Origin of the sequence: Pseudomonas sp. V88_4, assembly GCF_029967985.1 — a bacterium.
Classification (GTDB): domain Bacteria; phylum Pseudomonadota; class Gammaproteobacteria; order Pseudomonadales; family Pseudomonadaceae; genus Aquipseudomonas; species Aquipseudomonas glycinae.
Genome location: NZ_JASCAF010000003.1, coordinates 1 through 24,693, shown reverse-complemented (window position 1 = coordinate 24,693; position 24,693 = coordinate 1). Strand labels below are relative to the sequence as shown.

Sequence of the window (24,693 nt, the reverse complement as noted above, 5' to 3'; positions counted from 1 at the left end):
GAGCTAGCAGATGACTGTAAAAGTAACTGAACGCGACGATTCACACATGTCCCATGAAGGCGTAGCCGCCGGCGTACGGATCTGGGATGTGCATCAACAAGACTTGCTGGTCGGCATGTTCCACAACGAGATCGACGCCCACAACTACAAGGCCGAACTGGAACTGCAGGAACAGCAGCGGGATCGGAAATCCGCCTGAAGCAAAACCACAGCATTGATAACGACAAACCCCGCCATGAGCGGGGTTTGTCGTTGTTGGGTGCTTCAGGGCCGCTTCGCAGCCCGGCAAGACCCGATTACCACATCAGATCATCAGGGATCACATAGGCCGCGTACGGATCGTCCTCGGCATTAACCTCTTCGACCTTCTCGTTGAGCTGCACGATGCGCTGTGGATCGCGCTCCTGGATCTTCAGGGCCGCCTCACGAGGAATCACTTCGTAGCCGCCGGCATGGTGCACGATCGCCAGCGAGCCGCTGCTGAGCTTGTTGCGCATCAGCGTGTTGACGGAGATGCGCTTGACCTTCTTGTCGTCGACGAAGTTGTAGTAGTCCTCGGTGGTCAGCTTTGGCAGACGCGAGACTTCGATCAACTGCTTGACCTGCGCAGCGCGGGCCTTGGCCTCGGCCTTCTCCTGCTGCTGACGGTTCAGCTCCTGGTCGCGCTTGACCTTCTCGGCCATGGCTTCCTGGGCAGCACGCTGCTGGGAGTCGTCCAGTTCGATCTGGCCTTTGTGGGCCAGGCGCTGTTGTTTCTGTTTGTCTTTGCTGACCTGTTTGGCCTGCTTTTGGTTGACCAGTCCTGCCTTGAGCAACTGGTCGCGAAGGGAAAGGCTCATTGATGCTTACTCACTTGGGCAACGGCTCAGCCACAGCTGGGCGAATTCTTTTCCTGACGTTTGGCTTCGCCCCACAGGGCGTCCAACTCTTCGAGGGTGCAATCTTCCATGGGTCGGTGGGTATCGCGCAATGCCTGTTCGATAAAACGGAAACGTCGTTCGAACTTGGCGTTGGCGCCACGCAACGCGGTTTCCGGATCGACCTTCAGGTGCCGGGCCAGATTGACCACCGAAAACAACAGATCGCCGATCTCGTCAGCCACCGCTTGCGGGTCATTTTCGGACATGGCTTCGAGCACTTCATCGAGTTCTTCACGCACTTTGTCCAGCACCGGCAAGGCATCCGGCCAGTCAAAACCGACCTGCCCTGCGCGCTTCTGCAACTTGGCCGAGCGGGACAGTGCCGGCAACGCAGCCGGCACATCGTCGAGCAGTGACAGCTGCTGCGGCTCGGCGGATTGCTCGGCGCGTTCTTCGGCCTTGATCTCCTCCCAGCGCTGCTTGACCTGCTCCTCGTTCAGACGCGGCACGTCCAGCGGCGCATACAGATCGCCAGTGGGGAACACGTGCGGATGGCGACGGATCAGCTTGCGAGTGATGCTGTCGACCACCCCGGCAAATTCGAACCGCCCCTCCTCCCGCGCCAGCTGGCTGTAATACACCACCTGAAACAGCAGATCGCCCAACTCGCCCTGCAAATGGTCGAAGTCGCCGCGCTCGATGGCGTCGGCGACTTCGTAGGCCTCTTCAAGGGTGTGCGGGACGATGGTCGCGTAAGTCTGCTTGATGTCCCACGGGCAACCGTACTGCGGGTCGCGCAGACGGTTCATCAGGTGCAGCAGGTCTTCAAGGCTGTACATCATTTATCTGTCTCACCACAAAACCTTGTGGGAGCTGGCTTGCCAGCGATGCAGGCACCTCGGAGTTCAGGAGAATCGAGGTGATGCAATCGCTGGCAAGCCAGCTCCCACAGTTGATCGGGGTTGCTCTTCAAGGCGTACGGTTACGCCGCGTTTCGATGATGTTCGGCAACTGGGAAATCCGCCCCAGCAACCGCCCCAACGCGTCCAGACCCGGAATCTCGATGGTCAGGGACATCAGCGCGGTGTTGTCCTCCTTGTTAGAGCGGGTGTTGACCGCCAGCACGTTGATCCGCTCGTTGAGCAGCACCTGCGAAACGTCACGCAGCAGACCGGAACGGTCGTAGGCACGAATGACGATGTCCACCGGATAGGTGAGCACCGGCACCGGGCCCCAGCTGACCTGGATGATCCGCTCCGGCTCGCGCCCGGCCAGTTGCAGCACCGAGGCGCAGTCCTGACGGTGAATGCTCACGCCACGGCCCTGGGTGATGTAACCGACGATCGCATCGCCCGGCAACGGCTGGCAGCAGCCGGCCATCTGGGTCATCAGATTGCCGACGCCCTGGATCTGAATGTCGCCGCGCTTGCCCGGTTTGTAGCCGGTGGCCTTGCGCGGGATCAGTTCCAGCTGTTCGTTGCCGCGTTCCGGCTCGACCAGCTGTTGCGCCAGGTTGACCAGCTGCGCCAGACGCAGGTCGCCGGCCCCGAGAGCGGCGAACATGTCTTCGGCGGTTTTCATGTTGGCCTTGTCGGCCAGCTTGTCGAAATCCACCGCCGGTAGGCCGAGGCGACTGAGTTCGCGTTCGAGCAGGGTCTTGCCCGCCGCGACGTTCTGATCGCGCGCCTGCAACTTGAACCAGTGCACGATCTTCGCCCGCGCCCGGGACGTGGTGACGTAGCCCAGGTTAGGGTTCAGCCAGTCACGGCTCGGCGTGCCGTGCTTGCTGGTGATGATCTCGACCTGCTCGCCGGTCTGCAGGCTGTAGTTGAGCGGAACGATGCGCCCGTTGATCTTCGCGCCACGGCAGTTATGACCGATTTCGGTGTGCACGCGGTAGGCGAAATCCAGCGGCGTCGCGCCCTTCGGCAAGTCGATGGCGTGACCGTCCGGGGTGAAGATGTAGACCCGGTCCGGCTCGATATCGACCCGCAGCTGTTCGGCCAGACCACCGATGTCGCCCAGCTCTTCGTGCCACTCGAGGACCTGACGCAGCCAGGAGATTTTCTCTTCGTAGTGGTTCGAGCCGGACTTGACGTCGGTGCCCTTGTAGCGCCAGTGCGCGCAGACGCCGAGCTCGGCCTCTTCGTGCATCGAATGGGTCCGGATCTGGACTTCCAGCACCTTGCCTTCCGGGCCGATCACCGCTGTGTGCAGCGAGCGGTAGCCGTTCTCTTTCGGGTTGGCGATGTAGTCGTCGAACTCTTTCGGGATATGCCGCCACAGGGTGTGGACGATGCCGAGCGCGGTGTAGCAGTCGCGCATTTCCGGCACCAGCACGCGCACCGCACGCACGTCATAGATCTGGCTGAATTCCAGACCCTTGCGCTGCATTTTGCGCCAGATCGAATAGATGTGTTTGGCCCGACCGCTGATGTCGGCTTCGACGCCGGTGGCCTGCAGTTCGTCCTTGAGCTGGGTCATCACATCGGCGATGAAACGCTCACGATCGAGCCGCCGCTCATGCAGCAGCTTGGCGATCTGTTTGTATTGATCGGGTTCCAGGTAACGGAAGGACAAGTCCTCCAGTTCCCATTTGATATGGCCGATGCCGAGTCGATGCGCGAGCGGCGCATAGATGTCGAACACTTCCCGGGCGACCCGGTTACGCTTTTCGTCGTCGGCGGTTTTCACCGCGCGGATCGCGCAGGTGCGTTCGGCGAGCTTGATCAGCGCGACACGCACGTCGTCGACCATCGCCACCAGCATCTTGCGCAGGTTTTCCACCTGGCCCTGGGTGCCGAGCACCATCGACTGGCGGGGGCTGAGGCTGGCACTGATTGCCGCCATGCGCAGCACGCCGTCGATCAGCTTGGCGACCACCGGGCCGAAGCGCTGGCTGACCGCCGCGAGTTCGATCTGGCCTTCGCGTACGCCGCGATACAGAACCGCGGCAACCAGCGAGTCCTGATCGAGCTTGAGGTCGGCGAGAATCTCGGCGATCTCGAGGCCGGTGCTGAAACTGCCACTGCCTTCGGACCAGAGATTCTTCGCCGCATTGGACTGTTGCTCGGCCTGGCGAGCGTACTCGCAGGCCTCTTTCAAGGCTTCGCGATCCAGTGCCAGATCGACACTGACCGCATGATCGAGCCAAGCCTCGAGATTGATACTGCCGTCAGTGTTGATCGGCTGGTGTGCTCTCACCTGTACCATCTTGCTTTACCTTCCCTACGACGCAGATTCAATGCGTCAAATCACTGACCGTCAATGCCCGTTCGCGCTCGCGGGGCCAAGGCGAGCGCTACGGACGACCAGTCGGATCAGACGAGCCATCCTGGCTCGCTTCAAATAACGCCATGGCCTCGACATGTGCCGTCTGAGGAAACATATCGAGAATCCCGGCACGTTTTAACCGGTAGCCCTGCTTGATCAATTCGACCGTATCGCGCGCCAGAGTTGCAGGGTTGCACGACACGTACACCAACCGTTTGGCGCCCAAGGCCGCCAGCTTGCGCACCACCTCGAAAGCACCGTCGCGCGGTGGGTCCAAGAGTACCGCAGAAAAGCCGTTTCCGATCCACTCGGCATCGGTCAAAGGCTGGGATAAATCGGCCTGAAAAAACTTTGTGTTATGCAAATTGTTGCTGGCAGCATTGGCCGCCGCGCGATCGACCATGGTCTGCACGCCTTCGACCGCCACCACTTCACGCGCAGCTTTTGCCAGCGGCAAGGCAAAGTTGCCGAGACCGCAGAACAGGTCGAGCACGCGCTCATCCGCTGTCGGTTTCAACCACTCCAGCGCCTGGGCGACCATGGCCTCGTTGACCCCGGCGTTGACCTGGATGAAATCCCCCGGCCGATAAGCCAGTTGCAGATCCCATTGCTCCAGGCGGTAACCGAGCGACTGTGCATCCTCTACCGGCTGCGGCTCGCCTTCGCCATGCAGCCAGAGCTGCGCTTCATGGAACGCGCAGAAATCCTTGAGGATCGTCAGGTCGGCCTCGGACAGCGGCGCCATGTGACGCAGCAGAACGGCGAGCGACGAGCCACTGAACAATTCGACATGCCCCAGCGCCTGAGGCTTGCTCAAGCGACGCAGCATCTCCGGCAAGCGGGTCATGATCGGCTGCAAGGGCTGTACCAGCACCGGGCATTCGCTGATCGCGACGATGTCCTGGCTGCCGGCGGCACGGAAACCGACTTCAAGCTTTTTGGCCTTACTGTCCCAGCGCACGGCGATCCGGGCGCGGCGACGATAGCCGAATTCGGGACCGGTCAACGGCGCGGCCCACTCCTCGGGCTCGGCACCGGCGACTCGCGACAACTGCTCGGCGAGCATGCGCTGTTTCAGGGCAAGCTGTTCGTTGTGGGGCAAATGCTGGACGCTGCAACCGCCGCAACGGCCGGCATGCTGGCACGGTGCGGGGCGACGCAATTCACTGGCGCTGAACACACGCTCGGTGCGCGCCTCGACCACTTTGCCGTGGGCGCCGAGCACCCGCGCTTCGACCTCCTCACCCGCCAGAGCGCCGAGGACGAACCAGGTCTTGCCTTCAAAAAACGCGATGCCGCGACCGTCATTGGCAAGGCGCTCGATGCTCAGGCGCTGCTTTTTGCCGGTCGGGATTTGCGGGGCCTTGCTGCCGCCGGTGGGCTGGAAGCGCAGGCCTCTCTCGTGCTTGGCCATCAGTTGGGCGCGTCGAAAATGCCGGTCGACAAGTAACGGTCGCCACGGTCGCAGATAATCGCAACGATCACCGCGTTTTCAACTTCTCTGGACAGGCGCAGCATCGCTGCCACCGCACCGCCCGAGGACACGCCGCAGAAGATGCCTTCTTCGCGGGCCAGACGCCGGGTAACGTTTTCGGCCTCGCTTTGCGCCATGTCGACGATGCGGTCGACGCGGTCGGCCTGATAGATCTTCGGCAGGTATTCCTGCGGCCAGCGGCGGATGCCGGGAATGGCCGAGCCTTCCATCGGTTGCAGACCGACGATCTGCACCTTGTCGTTCTGCTCCTTGAGGTAACGCGACACGCCCATGATGGTGCCGGTGGTACCCATGGAGCTGACGAAATGGGTGATGGAGCCCTGGGTCTGACGCCAGATTTCCGGGCCGGTGGTGGTGTAGTGCGCTTCAGGATTGTCGCCGTTGGCGAACTGATCCAGCACCTTGCCACGGCCTTCGGCTTCCATCCGCTGGGCGAGATCGCGAGCGCCTTCCATGCCCTCTTCCTGGCTGACCAGAATCAGCTCTGCGCCGTAAGCGGTCATCGCCGCTTTACGCTCGGCGCTGGAGTTGTCCGGCATGATCAGGATCATCTTGTAACCCTTGATCGCGGCGGCCATCGCCAGGGCGATCCCGGTGTTGCCCGAGGTCGCTTCGATCAGCGTATCGCCTTCGTGGATCTGCCCGCGCAACTCGGCACGGGTGATCATCGACAGCGCCGGACGATCCTTGACCGAACCCGCCGGGTTGTTCCCTTCGAGCTTGAGCAAAAGGGTGTTGCTGGTGACACCGGGTAGGCGCTGCAAACGCACCAGCGGCGTGTTGCCGACGCAATCGGCGATGGTTGGGTACTGCAAGGTCATGGCGTTTTTCGCAATCCGGACAGCGGGGGCGCCTATCATACCGGCAAACCTGCGCAGGCCATATCACGCAAAGTGTGGTGCTTATGGTTTCTTGGAATAAGCAGTAAAAGTCGCGCCAGTGGTGAGACTCTCCTGTGCCGCTCACACAATCCGCGGGCGGCTCATGTCCACTGTGGGAGCTGGCTTGCCAGCGAAGACGTCGGGAGCGACAGCACTGTCATCCGCCACCAAGCGCAGATTCAAGCGCAATCCCGACGGGCCATTCTCGGCCCACAATGTTCCGCCCTGGCGTTGCACCGCGTTCCTCGCGATGCTCAGTCCCAAACCAAATCCACCGTCCCCCGGCCGCGAACCATCGAGTCGGGTGAACGGCGAAAAGATCCGCTCAAGATCCGCCTCGGCCACGCCGCCGCCCTCGTCCTCCAGCCACAGGTGCCAGTAATCGCCATCCCGCCGACCGTCGAGCCGCACAATGCCGCCCGGTGGCGAATGACGAATGGCGTTGCGCAGAATGTTTTCCAGGGCCTGGGCCAGGGTGTTGAGATTGCCGCGCACCCAGCAGGACGCTTCAATGCCGCACTGCAACTGCTCGGCCGGCCAGCAGCTTTCGTAGCAGGCGTTTTCCGTGAGCATTTCCCACAGCGCCTGAATCTGGATCGCTTCGTCCGGCAACGGTGCGCGTTCAGTATCGAGCCAGGCCAGTTGCAGGGTGTCCTCCACCAGTCGCTGCATCACGTCGACTTCGCGACCGATGCGTTCGCGCAACGGTTGCAGCTGCTGCTCGCTTTCGCTGGCAACTCGCAGCCGGCTCAGGGGTGTGCGCAGTTCGTGGGACAGGTCGCGCAGCAGTTGCTGTTGCAGGGCCACGGTGGATTGCAGGCGTTCGGACATCGAGTCGAAGGCGCGGGCCAGTTCGCCGAGTTCATCGGGGCGCTGGGTGATGCCGCTCGACAACCGCACATTCAATTGATCGGCACGCCAGGCATTGGCCTGCTCGCGCAGATTGTTCAGCGGCACCACCAGCAGGCGATACAGGCCGACGCACAGCAGCAAGGTGAACAGACCTGGAATCACCCCGTTGGTGATGACCCGCCAGAACACCCGGTATTTCCCCGGCAGGAATCGCTCGGGCAACTCGATCACCAGACTGCCGGCAGTCGGGTCACTGGGGAACGGTACGCGCAGCCACGGCCGACCCTCTTTGTGAATCGGCCAGTCGAGGCCGCGCAAGAAGGTCAGGTGCTGGAGCTCTTGAGCGTTGAACGGCTGGCTGCCCAGCGACTGCAGATGGCCGCCGATCACGCCGACCCAGCCGGCCTCGCGCAGCTCCATGCTTTGCAACCAGCTGTCGATGCCATCGCGCTCACCCTGCTGCCAGGCGCGCTCGGCCTCGGCGGCATACCGGCTCAACGTGCGACGGGCGTCATCGGAGAGGAACTGATTGCGCTGCTCCATGTACCGGCCCCAGGACCAGCTCAGCCAGATCATCAGCAGACAGAACGCCACCAGCAGGCAGGCGAGCTTCCAGAACAGCGAGTGCCGGCCCGGCACGTCAGACACTTTCATCGACGGCACTCAGAACGTAACCCTTGCCCCACACCGTGCGCACTTCGCGCTCGGTGTAGCCGACCGACTTGAGTTTGCGGCGAATCTGGCTGATGTGCATATCAAGGCTGCGATCGTGGGCCGCATAACCGCGCTGAAGAACATGCTGATAAAGGAAGGCCTTGCTCAGCACTTCCTCGTCGTTGCGGTTGAGGGTTTCCAGCAGGCGGTACTCGCTGCGGGTCAGGCCGGCGGGCTGATCGAGGTAAAACACCTCGCACTGCTCGTCGTCGAAACGCAGCCCGCCGACGGGCAGCACCGGGGTGACGGCCGTCGGGCGACGATCAAGGGCAACCCGGCGCAGGATCGCTTCAATGCGCACATGCAGCTCGGCCATGCTGAAGGGTTTGGGCAAATAGTCATCGGCGCCAAGGCGGAACCCGCTGATGCGGTCGGCCTCGGCACCGAGGGCCGACATCAGCAACACAGGGGTGGAATGGCTCTCACGCAGCTGGGTGAGGACATTCAGTCCATCGAGCCCCGGCAACAGAATGTCCATCAACACCACATCGAACGGCTGGCGCCGGGCGATACTCAAGCCTTCGCTGCCGTTCTGGCACCAGGTGACCTGAAAGCCGCTGCGGCCCAGATGTTCATGGACATAGGCACCGAGGACAGGGTCGTCTTCGATGGAAAGAATGCGGGGTTGGCCAATGGAGACAGGAGTCATGACTATCTGCAAATAATTCTCAGTTGGGCGATTATTCAAGATTGCCCCGCGCCCGGCAACCCAAGCTTGACCTGTCGGACAGATGACAGGTGCCCAAGCGAAGAACAACGACATCATTTTTCCCGACAACGTCCCTGAGCAAATCGCTACACTGCGCCGATACCGCGTGCCGGACGCACGTGTGAGTCAACAATCAGCGGGATGCAGGAGAAAGGCGTGCTCAAGAAACTGGGAATCAAAGGTCGCGTGTTGCTGCTGACCCTGTTGCCGACCAGCCTGATGGCACTGGTGCTGGGTGGGTATTTCACCTGGACGCAGCAGTCCGACCTGCAAGCCCAATTGATGCAGCGCGGCGAAATGATCGCCGAGCAACTGGCCCCGCTGGTAGCACCGGCCATGGGCCACGGCGATGCCGAATTGCTCGAGCGCATCGCCACCCAGTCCCTCGAACAACCGGACGTGCGCGCCGTGACCTTCCTCGCGCCCGATCGCTCGCCCCTCGCCCACGCCGGTCCGACCATGCTCAATCAGGCGCCGAGCGGCGACAGCGCGCATTTGCTGCGACGCAGCGGCAACGACGCCACCCGCTATCTGCTGCCGGTCTTCGGCAAACACCGCAACCTCGCCGGCGAGCTGATCCCGCAAGAGTCCGACCGTTTACTCGGTTGGGTGGAACTGGAGCTGTCGCACAACGGTATGTTGTTGCGCGGCTATCGGAGCCTGTTCGCCAGTCTGTTGCTGATTGGCGCGGGGCTGGCCGGCGCTGCCTTGCTGGCCTTGCGCATGGGCCGCACGATCAACCGCCCGCTGAGCCAGATCAAACAGGCCGTCGCGCAGCTCAAGGACGGTCACCTGGAAACCCGCCTGCCGCCATTGGGCAGTCAGGAGCTGGATGAACTGGCGTCCGGCATCAACCGCATGGCCGGCACCCTGCAAAACGCCCGGGAAGAATTGCAGCACAGCGTCGATCAGGCTACCGAAGACGTGCGCCAGAACCTGGAAACCATCGAGATCCAGAACATCGAACTGGACCTGGCCCGCAAGGAAGCGCTGGAAGCGAGCCGGATCAAATCCGAATTCCTCGCCAACATGAGCCACGAGATCCGCACACCGCTCAACGGCATTCTCGGGTTCACCCACCTGTTGCAGAAAAGCGAGCTGACCCCGCGCCAGCTCGACTACCTGGGCACCATCGAAAAGTCCGCCGACAGCCTGCTGGGGATCATCAACGAGATCCTCGATTTCTCCAAGATCGAGGCCGGCAAACTGGTGCTCGACCATATTCCGTTCAACCTGCGCGACCTGTTGCAGGACACCCTGACCATCCTCGCCCCCGCTGCCCACGCCAAGCAGCTGGAACTGGTGAGTCTGGTGTACCGCGACACGCCGCTGTCGCTGGTCGGCGATCCGCTGCGACTCAAGCAGATCCTGACGAATCTGGTGAGCAACGCGATCAAGTTCACCCGCGAAGGCACCATCGTTGCTCGCGCCATGCTCGAAGAAGAAAACGATGACAGCGTGCAGTTGCGCATCAGCATTCAGGACACCGGTATCGGCCTGTCGAACCAGGACGTGCGCGCGTTGTTCCAGGCCTTCAGCCAGGCCGACAACTCGCTGTCGCGCCAACCCGGCGGCACCGGTCTGGGGCTGGTGATTTCCAAGCGTCTGATCGAACAGATGGGCGGCGAAATCGGCGTCGACAGCACGCCGGGTGAAGGCTCGGAATTCTGGATCAGCCTGAACCTGCCCAAGACCCGCGACGATGCCGAAGACCTGCCCGCCGCGCCATTGCTCGGGCGCCGGGTGGCGGTGCTGGAAAATCACGAGCTGGCGCGTCAGGCACTGCAGCATCAACTGGAAGACTGCGGCCTCGACGTCACGCCGTTCAATACCCTGGAAAGCCTGACCAACGGCGTCACAGGCGCCCATCAGACCGATCAGGCCATCGATCTGGCCGTGCTCGGCATCACCAGTAACGACATGCCGCCGGAACGCCTGAACCAGCATATCTGGGACCTTGAGCACCTCGGTTGCCGGGTGCTGGTGTTGTGCCCGACCACCGAGCTGACGCTGTATCACCTTTCGGTGCCCAACCCTCACAGCCAGCTGCAATCGAAACCGGCCTGCACTCGCAAACTCCGTCGGGCGCTGTCGGACATGGTCAACCCGCGCCAGTCGCGCAGCGAACCGGGCGAACCGCTGTCGAGCCGCGCGCCGAAAGTGCTGTGTGTCGATGACAACCCGGCCAACCTGTTGCTGGTGCAGACCCTGCTCGAAGACATGGGCGCCAAGGTGCTGGCCGTGGAAAGCGGTTACGCCGCGGTCAAGGCGGTACAAAGCGAAAGCTTCGATCTGGTGCTGATGGATGTGCAGATGCCCGGCATGGACGGACGCCAGAGCACCGAAACCATTCGCCAGTGGGAAAGCGAGCGCCATTGCACACCGCTGCCGATCGTCGCCCTCACCGCCCACGCCATGGCCAATGAAAAACGCGCGCTGCTGCAAAGCGGCATGGACGACTACCTGACCAAGCCGATCAGCGAGCGGCAACTGGCGCAGGTCGTGCTGAAGTGGACGGGTCTTGCACTGCGCAATCAGGCGCCGGACCGAGGCGGTGAAAGCCTGCTGGGCAATCAGGAACTGCCGATTCTCGATCACGAAGAAGGTTTGCGCCTGGCTGCCGGCAAGGCGGATCTGGCGGCGGACATGCTGGCGATGCTGCTGGCCTCGCTCGAAGCCGACCGGGAAGCCATCCGCACCGCCCGCGACCATCAGGATCAGAACGCTCTGCTTGAACGGGTGCACCGCCTGCATGGCGCCACTCGTTACTGCGGTGTACCGCAATTGCGCGCCGCCTGCCAGCGCAGCGAAACCCTGCTCAAGCAGGACGATCCCAAGGCCTCGACCGCGCTGGACGAGCTGGACCGGGCGATCAATCGTCTGGCAGCCCAGGCGAAGATCAGCGCCTGATCCACGGCAATACCGATCAACGCCGACGCGGCTACAGTTGTCGCGGGTGAATTGCGCCCGCGTCGATGCTCCAGGAGGATTTCATGCGCACGATCGTTTTCAGTAGCCAGACCTACGACCGCGACAGTTTCCTCGCCGCCGACTGCCCGGCCGGAATCGAACTGCACTTCCAGCCGGCCCGGCTCAGTCTGGATACCGCAGCGCTGGCCGAGCATCACGAAGTGGTTTGCGCATTTATCAACGATGACCTCAGCGCCCCGGTGCTCGAACGTCTGGTGGCCGGCGGGACACGCCTGATCGCCCTGCGTTCGGCGGGTTACAACCATGTAGACCTGGCCGTCGCCAAACGCCTCGGGCTGGCCGTCGTGCGGGTACCGGCCTACTCGCCCCATGCGGTGGCCGAGCACGCGGTTGCGTTGATCCTCGCCCTCAACCGACGCCTGCACCGTGCCTACAACCGTACCCGCGAAGGTGATTTCAGCCTGCACGGGCTCACCGGTTTCGATCTGGTGGGCAAAACGGTCGGCGTCGTCGGCACCGGGCAGATCGGCGCGACCTTCGCCAAAATCATGCACGGCTTCGGCTGCGAACTGCTGGCCTACGACCCTTACCCGAATCCCGCCGTCGAAGCGTTGGGCGCCCGCTACCTGAGCCTGCCGGACCTGCTGTCGCAAGCACGGATCATCAGCCTGCACTGCCCGCTCAACGAACAGAGCAGACACCTGATCAACCGCGATTCGCTGGCGCACATGCAACCGGGGGCGATGCTGATCAACACCGGGCGTGGCGGTCTGGTGGACACGCCGGCGCTGATCGACGCCCTGAAGGACGGCCAGCTCGGTTATCTGGGACTGGATGTGTATGAAGAGGAGGCGCAGCTGTTCTTCGAAGACCGTTCCGACCTGCCGCTACAGGACGACGTGCTGGCGCGGCTACTGACGTTCCCCAATGTGATCGTCACCGCGCATCAGGCGTTCCTGACCCATGAGGCGCTGGGCGCGATTGCCGCGACCACCCTGCACAACATTGCGACCTGGGCGGCGGGCACGCCGCAGAACCAGGTCGAAGGCTGAACGAACGGACTCAGACCGGAGGCGGCGTCGGCGTAATCGCCACGCACAGGATCAACAGCGCCAGCCAGCCGAACCCCAGCAAACGTTGTTTGAGGGAGTGCCCGCTGCGCAGCAGGAACCAGACAAACACCAGCGGCATCAGAAACGCCATGATCTTCAGCCAGCCTTCCACCGGGCGCGAGCCGTCCGGGTTCAGCACCGGCTCGACAGGCTGCGAACGACGGCGTCGCCCCGCAGCGGCGGGCATGATCTTCGGCCGCTCGGGGGCCGGCGGCGGAACGTAGGCCTCGGGCACTGCCTTGTTGCGCGGCAGGCTACCGAAGGAAATTGTCGACGTGCCCTTTTCGGCTTGAGGCGCCTGCGCCTCTGCCAGCGGGGCTCCGCAATGAATGCACGCCGTGGCTTCGGAGCTGATGCTCCGCTTGCATTCATAACATTCGATCAGCGCCATGTTCCGTTCCTTGAAAATGAAGGCGGCAGTTTGCCACGACTGCGGTGTCGATTTGAACCGGATCGAAGGTCGCACGCGCGCATCATTCTGCAATCAAGCCCGTGCTAGCATGTCGCGCATATTTGGAGGACCCATGGTCGAACACGATTTCCGCTACACCCTGATGAACCCGCAACACACCCTCACCGAATGCCGCGCCCTGGTTCCGGGCCGCTATCAGGTTACCGGCAACGGTGGCTCGATCCGCATTGGCGACGTGCTCGTCGTGACCCTTAAAGGCAGCAAGGATTTGTCCATGCGCCTGACCGTCGACACCGTCCGCCACCTGATCAATCCGCCGGGTCAATGGACCGCAATGACCACCGGTCCGGTGTTCGGTGAACTGGCGATCCACACCTGGCAGGTCAACTGCGATAGCTGCGCCAAGGAGCTGAGCTTCGAATTCGCCGTGGACGCCAAGCTCGGCAAGCCTGCGGAAAAACCGGCCGCCACGGCACGTATTGCGGAGCTGGGCTGGAAAGCCATCGGCGACAAACATCTGTGCCCGAAATGCCAGGAGCCGGCGTGATGAAACACCTGGCCCTGACCGCCGCTGTCGGCGCCGGCCTGATGGGTTGCGCCGCGGAGCCTGTGCAACTGCAACAAAACCGCAGCTACATTCTGGAATGGATCGGCGAGCGTCCGCTGATGGACTACAGCCACCTGACCGTGACCCTCGGCGATGATGGCCGGGCCTATGGCAATGGCGGCTGCAACCACTGGTTCGCGCCGTACACCCTGGAAGGCGACAAGCTGAGCTTCGGCAAGATCGGCAAGACCCGCAAACTCTGCGCACCGGCGCTGATGGAGCAGGAGCAACGCTTCCTCCAGGCCCTGGAGCATGTGGAGCGCTGGGACATCTCGCCGATCGAGCAGATGCGCTTCTGGCCGGCTGAAGGCAAGCCGTTGCGCTGGTGGCTGGAAGAGGGTTGATCTTTTAGATCGCCAAGCCCCTCACCCTAACCCTCTCCCACTGGGAGAGGGGACTGATTGGGGGATATTCCAGAAATACACCGACCTGACCCGGCCTTGGCGAATCCAAAATTGATTTGATTTGGCTTCGCCGAATCCATAATCGACTGGTTCTTTCAGGTCGACGTATAACGCCAGACAACTCGGTCGGCTCCCTCTCCCTCCGGGCGGTCCGACGTTTCGGGAGGGCTGGGCGGGCGGCGTTCCGATGAGGCCTGTTCTTCGAGGCGGCCTACTTGGTCGCCTGCAATGCCTCAAGCTTCGCCATCACCCCCGCCGCCGTCTGCTCGCCCATCAGCTGTTCCCTCACTTTGCCCTTGTTGTCGATGATGTAAGTCACCGGCAAGGCTTCACTGCGCGGCAGTTCGAACAGTTCCGCCGGATCCTGCGCCAGCACGGTGAACTTGATGCCCAGTTTTTCGCTGGCGCTCTTCAGCTCTTCCCCCTGCACGTTGTCGAAGTTGACCCCGAACACACCGATTTTCTTGCCCTTGAGTTCTTCGGCCAGGTGATTGAGTTCCGGGATTTCCGTGCGGCACGGGCCGCACCATTCGGCCCAGTAGTTGAGCACGACCCATTGTTTGTCGAGGCGCTCGGACGCCACTTTCTGTCCGTTCTGATCGATGCCGTAGTCGTTACCGCAGCCCCCCAGCATCAACGCCCCGATGATCGTCAATGCCGCTGCCAGTGCCCGTGTCATGTCGTGTTCCTTGTGAAAAATTGAATGCGCCTGCGACCCATCGCCTCCCAAGGTTCTGGATTGCGCGCTGCACAGTTAGAATAGCCGCCACTCTACGCAAGAAGCGACCCGCCCATGACCGATCTGACGCTTTATCACAACCCGCGCTGCTCGAAATCCCGCGGTGCGCTCGAACTGCTCGAAGCCCGTGGCCTGACGCCAAACGTGGTGCGCTACCTCGAAACCCCGCTGGACGCCGCGCAGATCAAGGCCTTGCTCGGCAAGCTGGGCATCAGCGCCCGGCAACTGCTGCGCACCGGCGAAGACGAGTACAAGACCTTGAATCTGGCCGATGCCAGTCTCACCGAGAAACAATTGATCGAAGCGATCGCGGCGCATCCGAAGTTGATGGAGCGACCGATTCTCGAAGCCGGCGACAAAGCCGTCATCGGCCGTCCACCGGAGCAGGTCCTGGAGCTGCTGCCGTGAGTGCGCCGTACATTCTGGTTCTGTATTACAGCCGCAGCGGTTCGACCAACGAGATGGCCCGGCAGATTGCCCGTGGCGTCGAGCAGGCCGGCCTCGAAGCGCGCCTGCGCACCGTGCCGGCGATCTCCACCGAGTGCGAAGCCGTGGCACCGGACATTCCGGATGAAGGCGCGCTGTACGCCACTTTGGATGACCTGAAGAATTGCGCCGGCCTGGCCCTCGGCAGCCCGACCCGTTTCGGCAACATGGCCGCGCCGCTCAAGTACTTCCTCGATGGAACCAGCAACCTGTGGCTGACCGGCGCGCTGGTCGGCAAACCGGCCGGGGTGTTCACCTCCACCGCCAGCCTGCACGGCGGTCAGGAAACCACCCTGCTGTCGATGATGCTGCCGCTGCTGCACCACGGCATGCTGATCACCGGCCTGCCCTACAGCGAATCGGCGCTGCTGGAAACTCAGGGTGGCGGCACGCCGTACGGCGCCAGCCATCACGCCGGGGCAGACGGCAAAAGCGGCCTCGATCAGCACGAAGTGGCGCTGTGCCGCGCTCTTGGTGCACGCCTGGCCAATACGGCCCGGAAACTGGGGAACTGAGATGGCCAGAAAGCCGAAAGTCCTGCCCGCCGTCGAATGGCTGGAACCACGAGTGCGGGCGATGCGGGTGATCAGTCTGCTGTGCTTTTTCGGCCTTGCCGGACTGCTCGCCGCGTATTACCTGGTGTTCGCCGACCTGCACGGCGCGCGGCCGTGGGTGATTCTGCTGATCGAGCTGATCCCGTGGATCGTGCTCGCACCGGGCATGATCATGGGTAGCGCACGCGGGCATTCGTGGATGTGCTTTGTGGTGAATCTGTATTTCATCAAGGGCGCGCTGGCGGCGTATGACCCGAGCCGGCAGCTGTTTGGCGTGCTGGAGATGATTGCCAGCCTGGCGGTGTTCTGCTCGGCGCTGCTGTATGTGCGGTGGCGGTATCAGCTGAATCGCAAACTGGCGGGCGAAGGCGAAGTCTCCGTCGCCTGACAGACCGCTATCGCTGGCAAGCCAGCTCCCACAGGTTTCGGGATCGTTCCCACGCAGAGTGGGAACGATCACTCTGAGCTCAATGATTGACGGTGTACGCCAGCATCATCGAGATCTGGCTCATCGGCCGACCACCGCTTTCTTCATGCCACTGGTTGAACGCATTCTGCACCGTCGCCAGATCCCGCAGACTGGTCGGCACCTTGTCGACGATCTTCTGTGCATTCAACGCCGCGACCACGTCGTAGCTCGGCACAAACGTATCCTTGCCGACCATCCGCAAGAACCGTGGCGCCGACAAGCCGCCCAATTGATGACCGTGCTTTTTCAGATAGGTCCACAAACCGACGATGTCGGTCACCGGCCAGTCGGCCAGCAACGCGCCGAAGCTGCCCTTCTCTTTCTCGACGTCCAGAATGAACTGCGCATTGCGCGGCACGCTTTTGAGTTTGCCCAGGTGACGGATGATCCGCGCATCCTGCATCAATCGCTCAAGGTGTTCGGCGCTCATGAGCACGACCTTTTCCGGGTCGAATTTGAAGAACACTTCTTCGAAGGCCGGCCACTTGGCGTCCACCAGACTGTGCTTGAGCCCGGCACGAAATACCCGCAGGGCCATGGTCGAGAGATAACGGTCGTCGCTGATCTTGCGCAGTTGCGCCGGGGTCTTGGGAACGGGCAGATGGGCTTCCAGTTCAGCCGCCGAACCGAAGCGGTTCAGACAGTATTCGTGCAGCCACTTGTAGTCGCGCATGCCCTCTCCTAAAAAATGAATTGAAAACGGCGCCCGCGAGCGCCGTTTCTTTCGAGCGATCAGATCACTTACAGGTTCACCACATTGACGAAACGCGAAGCCGCCGTCTCGTCGATCTTCAGGCTGGTGAAGTCAAACAGGTTACGGTCAGCCAGTTGCGACGGGATCACGTTCTGCAGGCTGCGGAAGATGCTTTCGGTGCGGCCCGGGGTCTTGCGTTCCCAGTCCTGGAGCATTTCCTTGACCACCTGGCGTTGCAGGTTTTCCTGGGAACCGCAGAGGTTGCACGGAATGATCGGGAATTGCTTGAAGTCCGAGTAGGCCTGGATGTCTTTCTCGTTGCAGTAGGCCAGCGGACGGATCACCACGTTGCGCCCGTCATCGGCGCGCAGCTTCGGCGGCATGGCCTTGAGGCTGCCGTTGAAGAACATGTTGAGGAAGAACGTCTCGACGATGTCGTCGCGATGATGACCGAGGGCCATTTTGGTCGCGCCGATTTCGTCAGCGAAGGTGTACAGCGTGCCGCGACGCAGGCGCGAGCACAGCGAGCAGGTGGTCTTGCCTTCCGGGATCAGCTCCTTGACCACCGAGTAGGTGTCCTTCTCAACGATGTGGTACTCGATGCCCAGCTCTTTCAGGTAGGCCGGCAGCACGTGCTCGGGGAAACCCGGCTGCTTCTGGTCCATGTTCACGGCGACGATCTCGAACTTGATCGGTGCAACCTTCTGCAGGTGCATCAGCACGTCGAGCATGGTGTAGCTGTCCTTGCCCCCGGACAGGCAGACCATGACCTTGTCGCCGTCTTCGATCATGTTGAAGTCGGTGACGGCTTCGCCGGCCAGGCGGCGCAGGCGCTTTTGCAGTTTGTTCTGGTTGACCGTAAGAGTGCCCATGACGCGAAATCCGTGAGGTGTGACGAAAGGCGGGCATTTTACGCAAAAACACTTGGCTTGTGGCCACAGGTTGTCGCCCCCTCAAATGCCCGTTTGCACAGACCCCGACGCGATTACCCCGAAGGTTTACAGCGCGATTTGCTCTAAGCCCCTACCACCTGTGCGGTTAAGACCTTTCTATACTGCGACATAAGGTCGCACACAATCTGAAGACCTGTATTTGCTCGGCCGCATTGGCCCGTAGGCGCTCCGCTGGGGGGCGATGGCAATAACGAGAGGAGTGACTGGCATGATCCATCACGTAGTGGGACTTTTTACCCACCCCGATCAGGAATGGAAGGAAATCCGTGGCGACCAGGAAGAAAGCATCAGCCACATGTACCTGACGCACACGCTGATTCTGGCGGCGATCCCCGCTGTTTCGGCATTTATCGGCACGACTCAGGTCGGCTGGGTGATCGGCAACCGCGCACCGGTGATGCTCACCGTCGAAAGCGCGTTGTGGATGACGATCATGTCTTACCTGGCGATGCTCGGCGGGGTCGCGGTCATGGGTGCCTTCGTGCACTGGATGGCCCGCACTTATGACGCCAACCCGAGCCTGGCCCGTTGCGTGGCATTTGCCACCTACACCGCGACACCGTTGTTCGTCGGCGGGCTGGCGGCGCTTTATCCGCACATGTGGCTGGGGATGATCGTCGGCACGGCGGCCATCTGCTACACCGTGTATCTGTTGTATGTGGGGCTGCCGACCTTCATGAACATTCCGTCCGACGAGGGTTTCCTGTTTTCCAGCTCGGTGCTGGCGGTGGGTCTGGTGGTGCTGGTCGCCATCATGGCGTTTACCGTGATTGTCTGGGGACTGGGCGTGGGGCCCGTCTACACCAATTAGCGACCGGTTCGTCTCGAGAAGAACAAGATCCGCCAACACAGGCCGCCGCAAGGCGGCCTTCTCATGCCTGGAATAAACGTCGCGACCATTCGGCAGTTTGGCGATACGCAACGCCGAAAGGTTGCGGCATACTCCAAATCTCTGGAGATCCATCAAGCATGCCCGAGCAACTCAATACCCGCGTCGAAGACTGTTTCCAACTCGCTGAATCCTTTTTCAAACGTCCCTTCAAACGCCCCGTGGTGAGCCTCAAGCTGCGCGGGCAAAAAGCCGGGGTCGCGCATCTGCACGAGAACCTGCTGCGCTTCAATCCGCAGCTGTACCGGGAAAACACTGAACATTTCCTCAAGCAGACCGTGGCCCACGAAGTCGCGCACCTGATCGCCCATCAACTGTTCGGCGACCGCATCCAGCCCCACGGCGAGGAGTGGCAACTGATCATGCGCGGCGTCTATGAATTGCCGCCGGATCGCTGCCATACCTATGAAGTCAAACGGCGTAGCGTGACCCGCTACATCTATAAATGCCCGTGTGCGGATAGCGATTTTCCGTTTTCGGCGCAGCGCCATAGTCTGGTCCGGCAGGGGCGGCGTTATCTGTGCCGGCGCTGCCGCAACACATTGGTGTTCAGTGGTGAAATGCGGGTGGAATAGGCAGATTTATGTTGGCCTGATTGGCCCCATCGCTGGCAAGCCAGCTCCCACAGGTTTCAGTGTCGGCCACATCATGGTGTTCCAACAGAAATCCTGTGGGAGCTGGCTTGCCAGCGATGAGGCCGGTACAAACACTAAAGAATGACCTTGGCCCGCCGCAGCTCTTCAATTTTCGAAGAACTGAAGCCCAATTCCCCCAATACCTGATCCGTATGCTGCCCCAGCGCCGCCCCGACATGCCGCGGTGCCGGTAACGCCTCGGAAAACTTCAGCGGACACGCGATCTGCGCCTGCACCGAGCCATCTCCACGCGGCACCTGCGTCACCAGTTCCCGCGCCTGCAATTGCGGATGCTGCACCGCCTCGCCCAGGTTCAACACCGGCTCGACACAGGCATCGATCCCGGCGAACAGCTCGCACAGTTCGGCAAAGTCATGCTTCTCGAACTCGACCTTCAAGGCGTCCTTGAGCGCCCGCTGCTGCTCGGGTTTGGGCGATAAACCCTGCGCCGCCAGTTCCGGCCGGCCCAGCGCCGCACACAGTTGCTGCATGAAGGCCGGCTCCAGACTGCCCACCGACATCCAGCGCCCGTCGCGGGAGCGGTAGTAATCGTAGAAGCTGCCGCCATTGAGCATCTGATCTTCCCAGCCCGGCTCCTCGCCGCAGGCCAGATACCCGGCGCCGGCCATGGCGTTCAGGCTGAACGCGCAGTCAGTCATGCTCACGTCCAGATGCGTGCCCTGCCCGGTCTGCTGACGGGAAATCACCGCTGCCAACAGGCCGATCACCCCGTGCAGCGAGCCGCCCGCCACATCCGCTACCTGCATGCCCAACGGCAACGGCCCGTTGTCGGCGCGACCGGTGTAGCTGGAGAGCCCGGCCAGCGCCAGGTAGTTGATGTCGTGGCCGGCGCGGTCCTTGTACGGCCCGGTCTGGCCGTATCCGGTGATCGACACATAAATCAGCTTCGGATTGATCGCCTTCAGCGCCTCGTAACCCAGCCCCAGCCGCTCCATCACTCCGGGTCGGAATTGCTCCAGCACGATGTCGTAGTCCGCCAGCAACTGCTTGACCAGCTCCAGCGCCTCGGGCTGCTTGAGGTCCAGCGCCAGGCTGCGCTTGTTGCGATTGAGATAGGCATGACTGGCCGAGACGCCTTGATCGTGAGGCGGCAACACCCGCACCAGATCGAGACGGGTCGGCGACTCGATGCGCAGCACTTCGGCGCCCATATCCGCCAGCAGCAGCGAGGCGAACGGCCCCGGCAGCAGGGTCGAGAAATCCAGAATCTTCAGTGAGGCCAACGGTGCAGACATGGGCAATCTCCATCAACGATGCATGCAGCCTAGGCAGCCCTCGGCGATGGGGCAATTACCGGATGCATCAGTTGCGCTGACCGTTGCGCTCAAACAGCAGGCAAGAAAAAACCCGCCGAGGCGGGTTTTTCCATTCAAGCGATGCTTACTTCACATTGCTCGGGGTCGGGCCTTCGGCCACGCCCAGGTCATCTTCAGGACGGGTATCGGCGATACCGCGACCGCCCGAGGCCAGCTCGGCGTCCAGCACGTCGGTGTCCAGCTCCTTGACCCACTTGGCCACAACGATGGTGGCAACGGCGTTGCCGACCAGGTTGGTCAGGGCGCGGGCTTCGGACATGAAGCGGTCGATACCCAGGATCAGCGCCAGACCGGCCACCGGCAGGTGACCTACCGCCGACAGGGTGGCCGCCAGCACGATGAAGCCCGAACCGGTCACACCGGCTGCGCCTTTGGAGGACAGCAGCAACACCACCAGCAGGGTGATCTGGTGAGTGATGTCCATGTGGGTGTCGGTCGCCTGAGCGATGAACACGGCCGCCATGGTCAGGTAGATTGCGGTGCCGTCGAGGTTGAACGAGTAGCCGGTCGGGATCACCAGACCCACCACCGATTTCTTCGCGCCCAGACGCTCCATCTTGATCAGCATGCGTGGCAGTACCGATTCCGAAGAGGAAGTACCCAGTACGATCAGCAGCTCTTCACGGATGTAACGGATCATCTTCAGCACACTGAAACCGTGCATGCGAGCGATACCGCCGAGCACGATCAGGATGAACGCCAGGCAAGTGATGTAGAAGCAGATCATCAGTTGACCCAGCTGCACCAGCGAGCCGACACCGTAGGCACCGATGGTGAACGCCATCGCACCGAAGGCACCGATTGGCGCGAGCTTCATGATCATGTTGATGATGTTGAACATCACGTGGGCGAAGCGATCGATGAAGTCCAGGATCGGCTTGCCGTAGGCACCCAGGCGGTGCAGGGCGAAACCGAAGATCACCGAGAACATCAGCACTTGCAGGATGTCACCGGTGGCGAACGCGCCGACGATGGTGGTCGGGATCACGTTGAGCAGGAAGCCGACAACGCTCTGGTCTGCGCCTTGAGCAACATAGGTCGCGACTTTCGAGGCGTCGAGGGTGCTGACGTCGATGTGCATGCCGTTGCCCGGTTGCACGATGTTGACCACGATCAGGCCGACCAGCAGGGCGATGGTCGAAACGATTTCAAAGTACAGAAGTGCGTAACCGCCGGTCTTGCCGACCGATTTCATGTTCTGCATGCCGGCGATACCGCTGACCACGGTGCAGAAGATGATCGGGGCGATGATCATTTTGATCAGTTTGATGAACCCGTCACCCAGCGGCTTTACGGCCACGCCGAACTGCGGGTAGTAGTGGCCGAGCGCAATACCGATACAGATTGCGACGATCACCTGGAAATACAGGGATTTGTACAGTGGCTGACGAGTCGTCATTGCAAAGTTCCTCAAGAGTCCCGCGCGGCAACATCCATCTGTTGAACGCGACACCTGAATTGCGAACCCTCCTGCACTGGAGGGATTTGTTGTGTCGAACGGCGCTGTTCCGGACCGGCTCGGCGCACGCTTCTGTCGCTCTTATCGCAAACGGCGTGCCACTTTGGTGCAAATCGCTGCAAGCCTTTTGATATCAGGGGATGCGGGCTTTTCCGTGTCACCGTTCGGTTACTCAAGTGTGGCGGATTTCCGCCAACTCGCCCGACCTCGTCCTACAATTTGGCGGAAATCCGCCTTGTTACCGATTAAAGGCAACCGCTAACATCGGTCGCCAGAGGAAGGATCTGCCGCTTATGCGCGAACGCACCATCGCCAGTCATTTTGCCCGCGCCGCCCTCGGTGGCGCGCGGCGCTCAGGTTACGACTATTCGGACCTGCTGCAGCAACTGGGCATCAGCCCCGAACTGCTCGACGAGCCGCGCGCACGGATCGCCCCGGAGCAATTCACCCAACTGATCCAGAACCTGTGGCTGGCCCTGGACGACGAATACCTGGGTTTTGGCAACGCACCGAGCAAGCCCGGCAGCTTCGCCATGATGTGCCACGCCATCATTCATTGCCGCAGCCTGGAGAAGGCTCTGCAACGCGGCTTATTGTTTTATAGCCTATTCCCCGAAGCCCCGCGCCTGACCCTGACCCATGAAGACGAATGGGTGCGCCTGAGCCTCGACGATGCGCAATTGTGGGACCCGGATCACTTTCTCAGCGAGAGCCTGCTAGTGATCTGGCATCGCCTCGGCAGCTGGCTGATCGGCCAGCGGATTCGGCTGGAACAGGCCAGTTTCAGCTACCCGAAACCGGCGCACGGGGCGGAATACGATCTGCTGTTTTCATGCCCGCTGGAATTTTCCGCAACGCAAAGCAGCCTGGTGTTTCACAGTCGCTATCTGCACATGCCGCTGTTGCAGGACGAACGCACCCTCAAGCATTTCCTCGAACGCTCCCCCGCCGATTTGCTGTCCCGCCCGGACGACGGCAACAGCCTGAGCAGTCGGCTACGGCGCTTGCTCAGCCACGACAGCGCACGCTGGCCGGACCTCGAAGCGGTGGCCGCGCACCTGCACATCAGCCCGCAAACCCTGCGCCGGCATTTGCGCGAAGAAGGCACCAGTTTTCAGGAATTGAAGGATCAGTTGCGCCGGGACATCGCGATTTATCACCTAGGGCGCGCGGATCTGTCGTTGCAACAGATCGCCGAACAACTCGGTTTCTCCGAGCCGTCGGCTTTTCATCGGGCGTTCAAGAAGTGGACGGGGCTAACGCCGGGGGCTTATCGGGCGCAGGCGTGAGTATCAATACAAGCCGATGGGCCAAAGCTCCAAGCGTTGATTATTCGTCTGTCGGAAACGAAAACGGCCGCGAGGACCGTTTCCGATTGTTCGCTGATCATCAAGTAGTCATCGAACCCCTAAAACATCGACATAATGCCCTGATGTCCTGAGATCTGTTTCCGTGGAAAATACATGCGTCCCCATTTCTTTACACCTAAGACCAATAAATATTATCTATAAAGAAATCCCCCCCTGAATCCATAGGACTAACAATATCAAAGTGCGTGATAAAACGTCCCGCGATCGCCGTATAGATAAAAGGAACTTCAACATATGTCTTGGGAGCTTGTTTTGTTTCAATGACACCAATGGCGTCGTAAAAAGTAATCGAGCCTCCCAACGGCGCATAGTAAGCAAATTTTATTGTTTTGATTGCCCCAGGAAGCTCAAATCGATATTCATTTCTGCCAAACAACGCCAAAGCCACACGACCCCAATGGCTGTAAAGATCTTGAACTGGTAAAAAAAGATATGGACTCGTCCCATATCCAGACAGCCAAACAAACTGCATTCCGCTTCTGAAAGAAACCTTCCTATTCAATTTAAATAGTTGAAGAGATTCAGATTCAAAGTTTTCTTGACCAGAGACCAGGGTAACAACAGTCAGTGTGTACTCTTTTGAATACGTCTGACTCGAGTGATACAGCGACTCGACGACAAATCGATGCGCACCCAGCGCGGCCGTGACGGTTTTCGAATAGTCGCCCTTCGCATCAGCCGTCACCGTGCCCAACGACTTTGCACTCGCACCGCTGCCATCCCACAACTCACCCTGCTGGCCAGGACTCAGCTTGCCGCTGATCACCAGCGTGGTCGCCGTGGCGAATCCTGCGTTCGCAACGAGCGCACCGATGGCGGTGTTTTCGTTCACCTTGTCGATGGTCGGCACAACGACGG

At 61.2% G+C, this 24,693-nt stretch carries 24 protein-coding genes and 1 pseudogene; 11 read left to right on the top strand and 14 right to left on the bottom strand.

Annotated features, from left to right (window positions below):
- Nucleotides 1-10 precede the first annotated feature (10 nt).
- Entirely contained in the window at nt 11-199 is a 189-nt protein-coding gene (locus QLG12_RS05595) for a hypothetical protein (protein ID WP_039772867.1), read from the top strand.
- 97 nt (nt 200-296) lie between these two features.
- Here the strand turns inward: QLG12_RS05595 and QLG12_RS05590 are convergent, their stop codons facing one another.
- The 7 genes from QLG12_RS05590 to QLG12_RS05560 all read right to left on the bottom strand — a co-directional run bounded on the left by QLG12_RS05590 (nt 297) and on the right by QLG12_RS05560 (nt 8,724).
- Nucleotides 297-839, bottom strand: a complete 543-nt coding sequence (locus QLG12_RS05590; RefSeq protein WP_011335479.1) for a DUF2058 domain-containing protein — start codon at nt 837-839, stop codon at nt 297-299.
- A 26-nt stretch (nt 840-865) separates the two neighbouring features.
- A complete protein-coding gene (mazG, locus tag QLG12_RS05585; RefSeq protein WP_197869231.1) occupies nt 866-1,699 on the bottom strand; it encodes a nucleoside triphosphate pyrophosphohydrolase in 834 nt (277 codons plus the stop codon).
- A gap of 130 nt (nt 1,700-1,829) precedes the next feature.
- Entirely contained in the window at nt 1,830-4,073 is a 2,244-nt protein-coding gene (gene relA / locus QLG12_RS05580; RefSeq protein ID WP_085745095.1) for a GTP diphosphokinase, read from the bottom strand.
- 88 nt (nt 4,074-4,161) lie between these two features.
- Complete coding sequence (gene rlmD / locus QLG12_RS05575; protein WP_282474092.1) at nt 4,162-5,547, bottom strand: 23S rRNA (uracil(1939)-C(5))-methyltransferase RlmD; 1,386 nt, start codon at nt 5,545-5,547, stop codon at nt 4,162-4,164.
- Nucleotides 5,547-6,449: a cysteine synthase CysM gene (gene cysM, locus QLG12_RS05570; protein WP_197869232.1), complete on the bottom strand. Its 903-nt coding sequence runs from the start codon at nt 6,447-6,449 to the stop codon at nt 5,547-5,549. The genes rlmD and cysM overlap by 1 nt, the downstream gene beginning before the upstream one ends.
- Nucleotides 6,450-6,590: 141 nt before the next feature.
- A complete protein-coding gene (locus tag QLG12_RS05565; protein WP_282474091.1) occupies nt 6,591-8,015 on the bottom strand; it encodes a sensor histidine kinase in 1,425 nt (474 codons plus the stop codon).
- Nucleotides 8,002-8,724: a response regulator transcription factor gene (locus tag QLG12_RS05560; RefSeq protein ID WP_197869217.1), complete on the bottom strand. Its 723-nt coding sequence runs from the start codon at nt 8,722-8,724 to the stop codon at nt 8,002-8,004. Before QLG12_RS05560 ends, QLG12_RS05565 begins: the two co-directional genes overlap by 14 nt.
- A gap of 216 nt (nt 8,725-8,940) precedes the next feature.
- Here QLG12_RS05560 and QLG12_RS05555 point away from each other — a divergent pair, with 216 nt between their 5' ends.
- Nucleotides 8,941-11,694, top strand: coding sequence for a response regulator (locus QLG12_RS05555; RefSeq protein ID WP_064383560.1), 2,754 nt, complete (start codon nt 8,941-8,943; stop codon nt 11,692-11,694).
- Nucleotides 11,695-11,777: 83 nt separating this feature from the next.
- On the top strand, nt 11,778-12,767 hold the full coding sequence (locus tag QLG12_RS05550) for a 2-hydroxyacid dehydrogenase (protein WP_236194810.1): 990 nt from the start codon (nt 11,778-11,780) through the stop codon (nt 12,765-12,767).
- 10 nt (nt 12,768-12,777) lie between these two features.
- Here the strand turns inward: QLG12_RS05550 and QLG12_RS05545 are convergent, their stop codons facing one another.
- The gene (locus QLG12_RS05545) at nt 12,778-13,218 is read right to left on the bottom strand and encodes a hypothetical protein (RefSeq protein ID WP_197869220.1); all 441 of its coding nucleotides are present in this window, start codon (nt 13,216-13,218) and stop codon (nt 12,778-12,780) included.
- Nucleotides 13,219-13,351: 133 nt separating this feature from the next.
- Between QLG12_RS05545 and QLG12_RS05540 the strand changes: the two genes are divergently transcribed.
- Together QLG12_RS05540 and QLG12_RS05535 are read left to right on the top strand one after the other, a co-directional pair.
- Nucleotides 13,352-13,786, top strand: coding sequence for a hypothetical protein (locus QLG12_RS05540; RefSeq protein WP_197869221.1), 435 nt, complete (start codon nt 13,352-13,354; stop codon nt 13,784-13,786).
- The gene (locus tag QLG12_RS05535; RefSeq protein ID WP_007957769.1) at nt 13,786-14,190 is read left to right on the top strand and encodes an META domain-containing protein; all 405 of its coding nucleotides are present in this window, start codon (nt 13,786-13,788) and stop codon (nt 14,188-14,190) included. The genes QLG12_RS05540 and QLG12_RS05535 overlap by 1 nt, the downstream gene beginning before the upstream one ends.
- Nucleotides 14,191-14,461: 271 nt before the next feature.
- On the opposite strand, the gene QLG12_RS05530 is transcribed toward QLG12_RS05535, so the two are convergent.
- Nucleotides 14,462-14,929, bottom strand: a complete 468-nt coding sequence (locus QLG12_RS05530; protein WP_197869222.1) for a TlpA disulfide reductase family protein — start codon at nt 14,927-14,929, stop codon at nt 14,462-14,464.
- Between the two features lie 114 nt (nt 14,930-15,043).
- Here QLG12_RS05530 and arsC point away from each other — a divergent pair, with 114 nt between their 5' ends.
- The 3 genes from arsC to QLG12_RS05515 are packed head-to-tail and all read left to right on the top strand — an operon-like array spanning nt 15,044 to nt 16,417.
- On the top strand, nt 15,044-15,397 hold the full coding sequence (arsC, locus tag QLG12_RS05525) for an arsenate reductase (glutaredoxin) (RefSeq protein ID WP_197869223.1): 354 nt from the start codon (nt 15,044-15,046) through the stop codon (nt 15,395-15,397).
- Nucleotides 15,394-15,990 (top strand): NAD(P)H:quinone oxidoreductase, encoded by a 597-nt coding sequence (gene wrbA, locus QLG12_RS05520; RefSeq protein ID WP_011335490.1) that lies wholly within the window; start codon nt 15,394-15,396, stop codon nt 15,988-15,990. The genes arsC and wrbA overlap by 4 nt, the downstream gene beginning before the upstream one ends.
- Nucleotide 15,991: 1 nt before the next feature.
- Nucleotides 15,992-16,417, top strand: coding sequence for a DUF2069 domain-containing protein (locus QLG12_RS05515; protein WP_011335491.1), 426 nt, complete (start codon nt 15,992-15,994; stop codon nt 16,415-16,417).
- Nucleotides 16,418-16,496: 79 nt separating this feature from the next.
- On the opposite strand, the gene QLG12_RS05510 is transcribed toward QLG12_RS05515, so the two are convergent.
- Together QLG12_RS05510 and ttcA are read right to left on the bottom strand one after the other, a co-directional pair.
- On the bottom strand, nt 16,497-17,171 hold the full coding sequence (locus QLG12_RS05510) for a DNA-3-methyladenine glycosylase I (protein ID WP_197869224.1): 675 nt from the start codon (nt 17,169-17,171) through the stop codon (nt 16,497-16,499).
- Between the two features lie 68 nt (nt 17,172-17,239).
- Nucleotides 17,240-18,064 carry a tRNA 2-thiocytidine(32) synthetase TtcA gene (ttcA, locus tag QLG12_RS05505; RefSeq protein ID WP_011335493.1) on the bottom strand — a complete coding sequence of 275 codons (825 nt, stop codon included), beginning with the start codon at nt 18,062-18,064 and terminating at the stop codon, nt 17,240-17,242.
- A gap of 289 nt (nt 18,065-18,353) precedes the next feature.
- Between ttcA and QLG12_RS05500 the strand changes: the two genes are divergently transcribed.
- Both QLG12_RS05500 and QLG12_RS05495 read left to right on the top strand, forming a co-directional pair.
- On the top strand, nt 18,354-18,956 hold the full coding sequence (locus QLG12_RS05500; RefSeq protein ID WP_007957761.1) for a Yip1 family protein: 603 nt from the start codon (nt 18,354-18,356) through the stop codon (nt 18,954-18,956).
- Between the two features lie 158 nt (nt 18,957-19,114).
- On the top strand, nt 19,115-19,609 hold the full coding sequence (locus QLG12_RS05495; protein ID WP_007957760.1) for a SprT family zinc-dependent metalloprotease: 495 nt from the start codon (nt 19,115-19,117) through the stop codon (nt 19,607-19,609).
- 134 nt (nt 19,610-19,743) lie between these two features.
- On the opposite strand, the gene QLG12_RS05490 is transcribed toward QLG12_RS05495, so the two are convergent.
- Together QLG12_RS05490 and QLG12_RS05485 are read right to left on the bottom strand one after the other, a co-directional pair.
- A complete protein-coding gene (locus QLG12_RS05490; protein WP_197869225.1) occupies nt 19,744-20,925 on the bottom strand; it encodes a CaiB/BaiF CoA-transferase family protein in 1,182 nt (393 codons plus the stop codon).
- Between the two features lie 145 nt (nt 20,926-21,070).
- Nucleotides 21,071-22,405, bottom strand: coding sequence for a dicarboxylate/amino acid:cation symporter (locus QLG12_RS05485; RefSeq protein WP_007957758.1), 1,335 nt, complete (start codon nt 22,403-22,405; stop codon nt 21,071-21,073).
- A gap of 353 nt (nt 22,406-22,758) precedes the next feature.
- Here QLG12_RS05485 and QLG12_RS05480 point away from each other — a divergent pair, with 353 nt between their 5' ends.
- A complete protein-coding gene (locus QLG12_RS05480) occupies nt 22,759-23,754 on the top strand; it encodes an AraC family transcriptional regulator (protein WP_197869226.1) in 996 nt (331 codons plus the stop codon).
- 196 nt (nt 23,755-23,950) lie between these two features.
- Here QLG12_RS05480 and QLG12_RS05475 read toward each other — a convergent pair.
- A pseudogene (locus tag QLG12_RS05475) lies at nt 23,951-24,693 on the bottom strand (hypothetical protein); the annotation flags it as partial.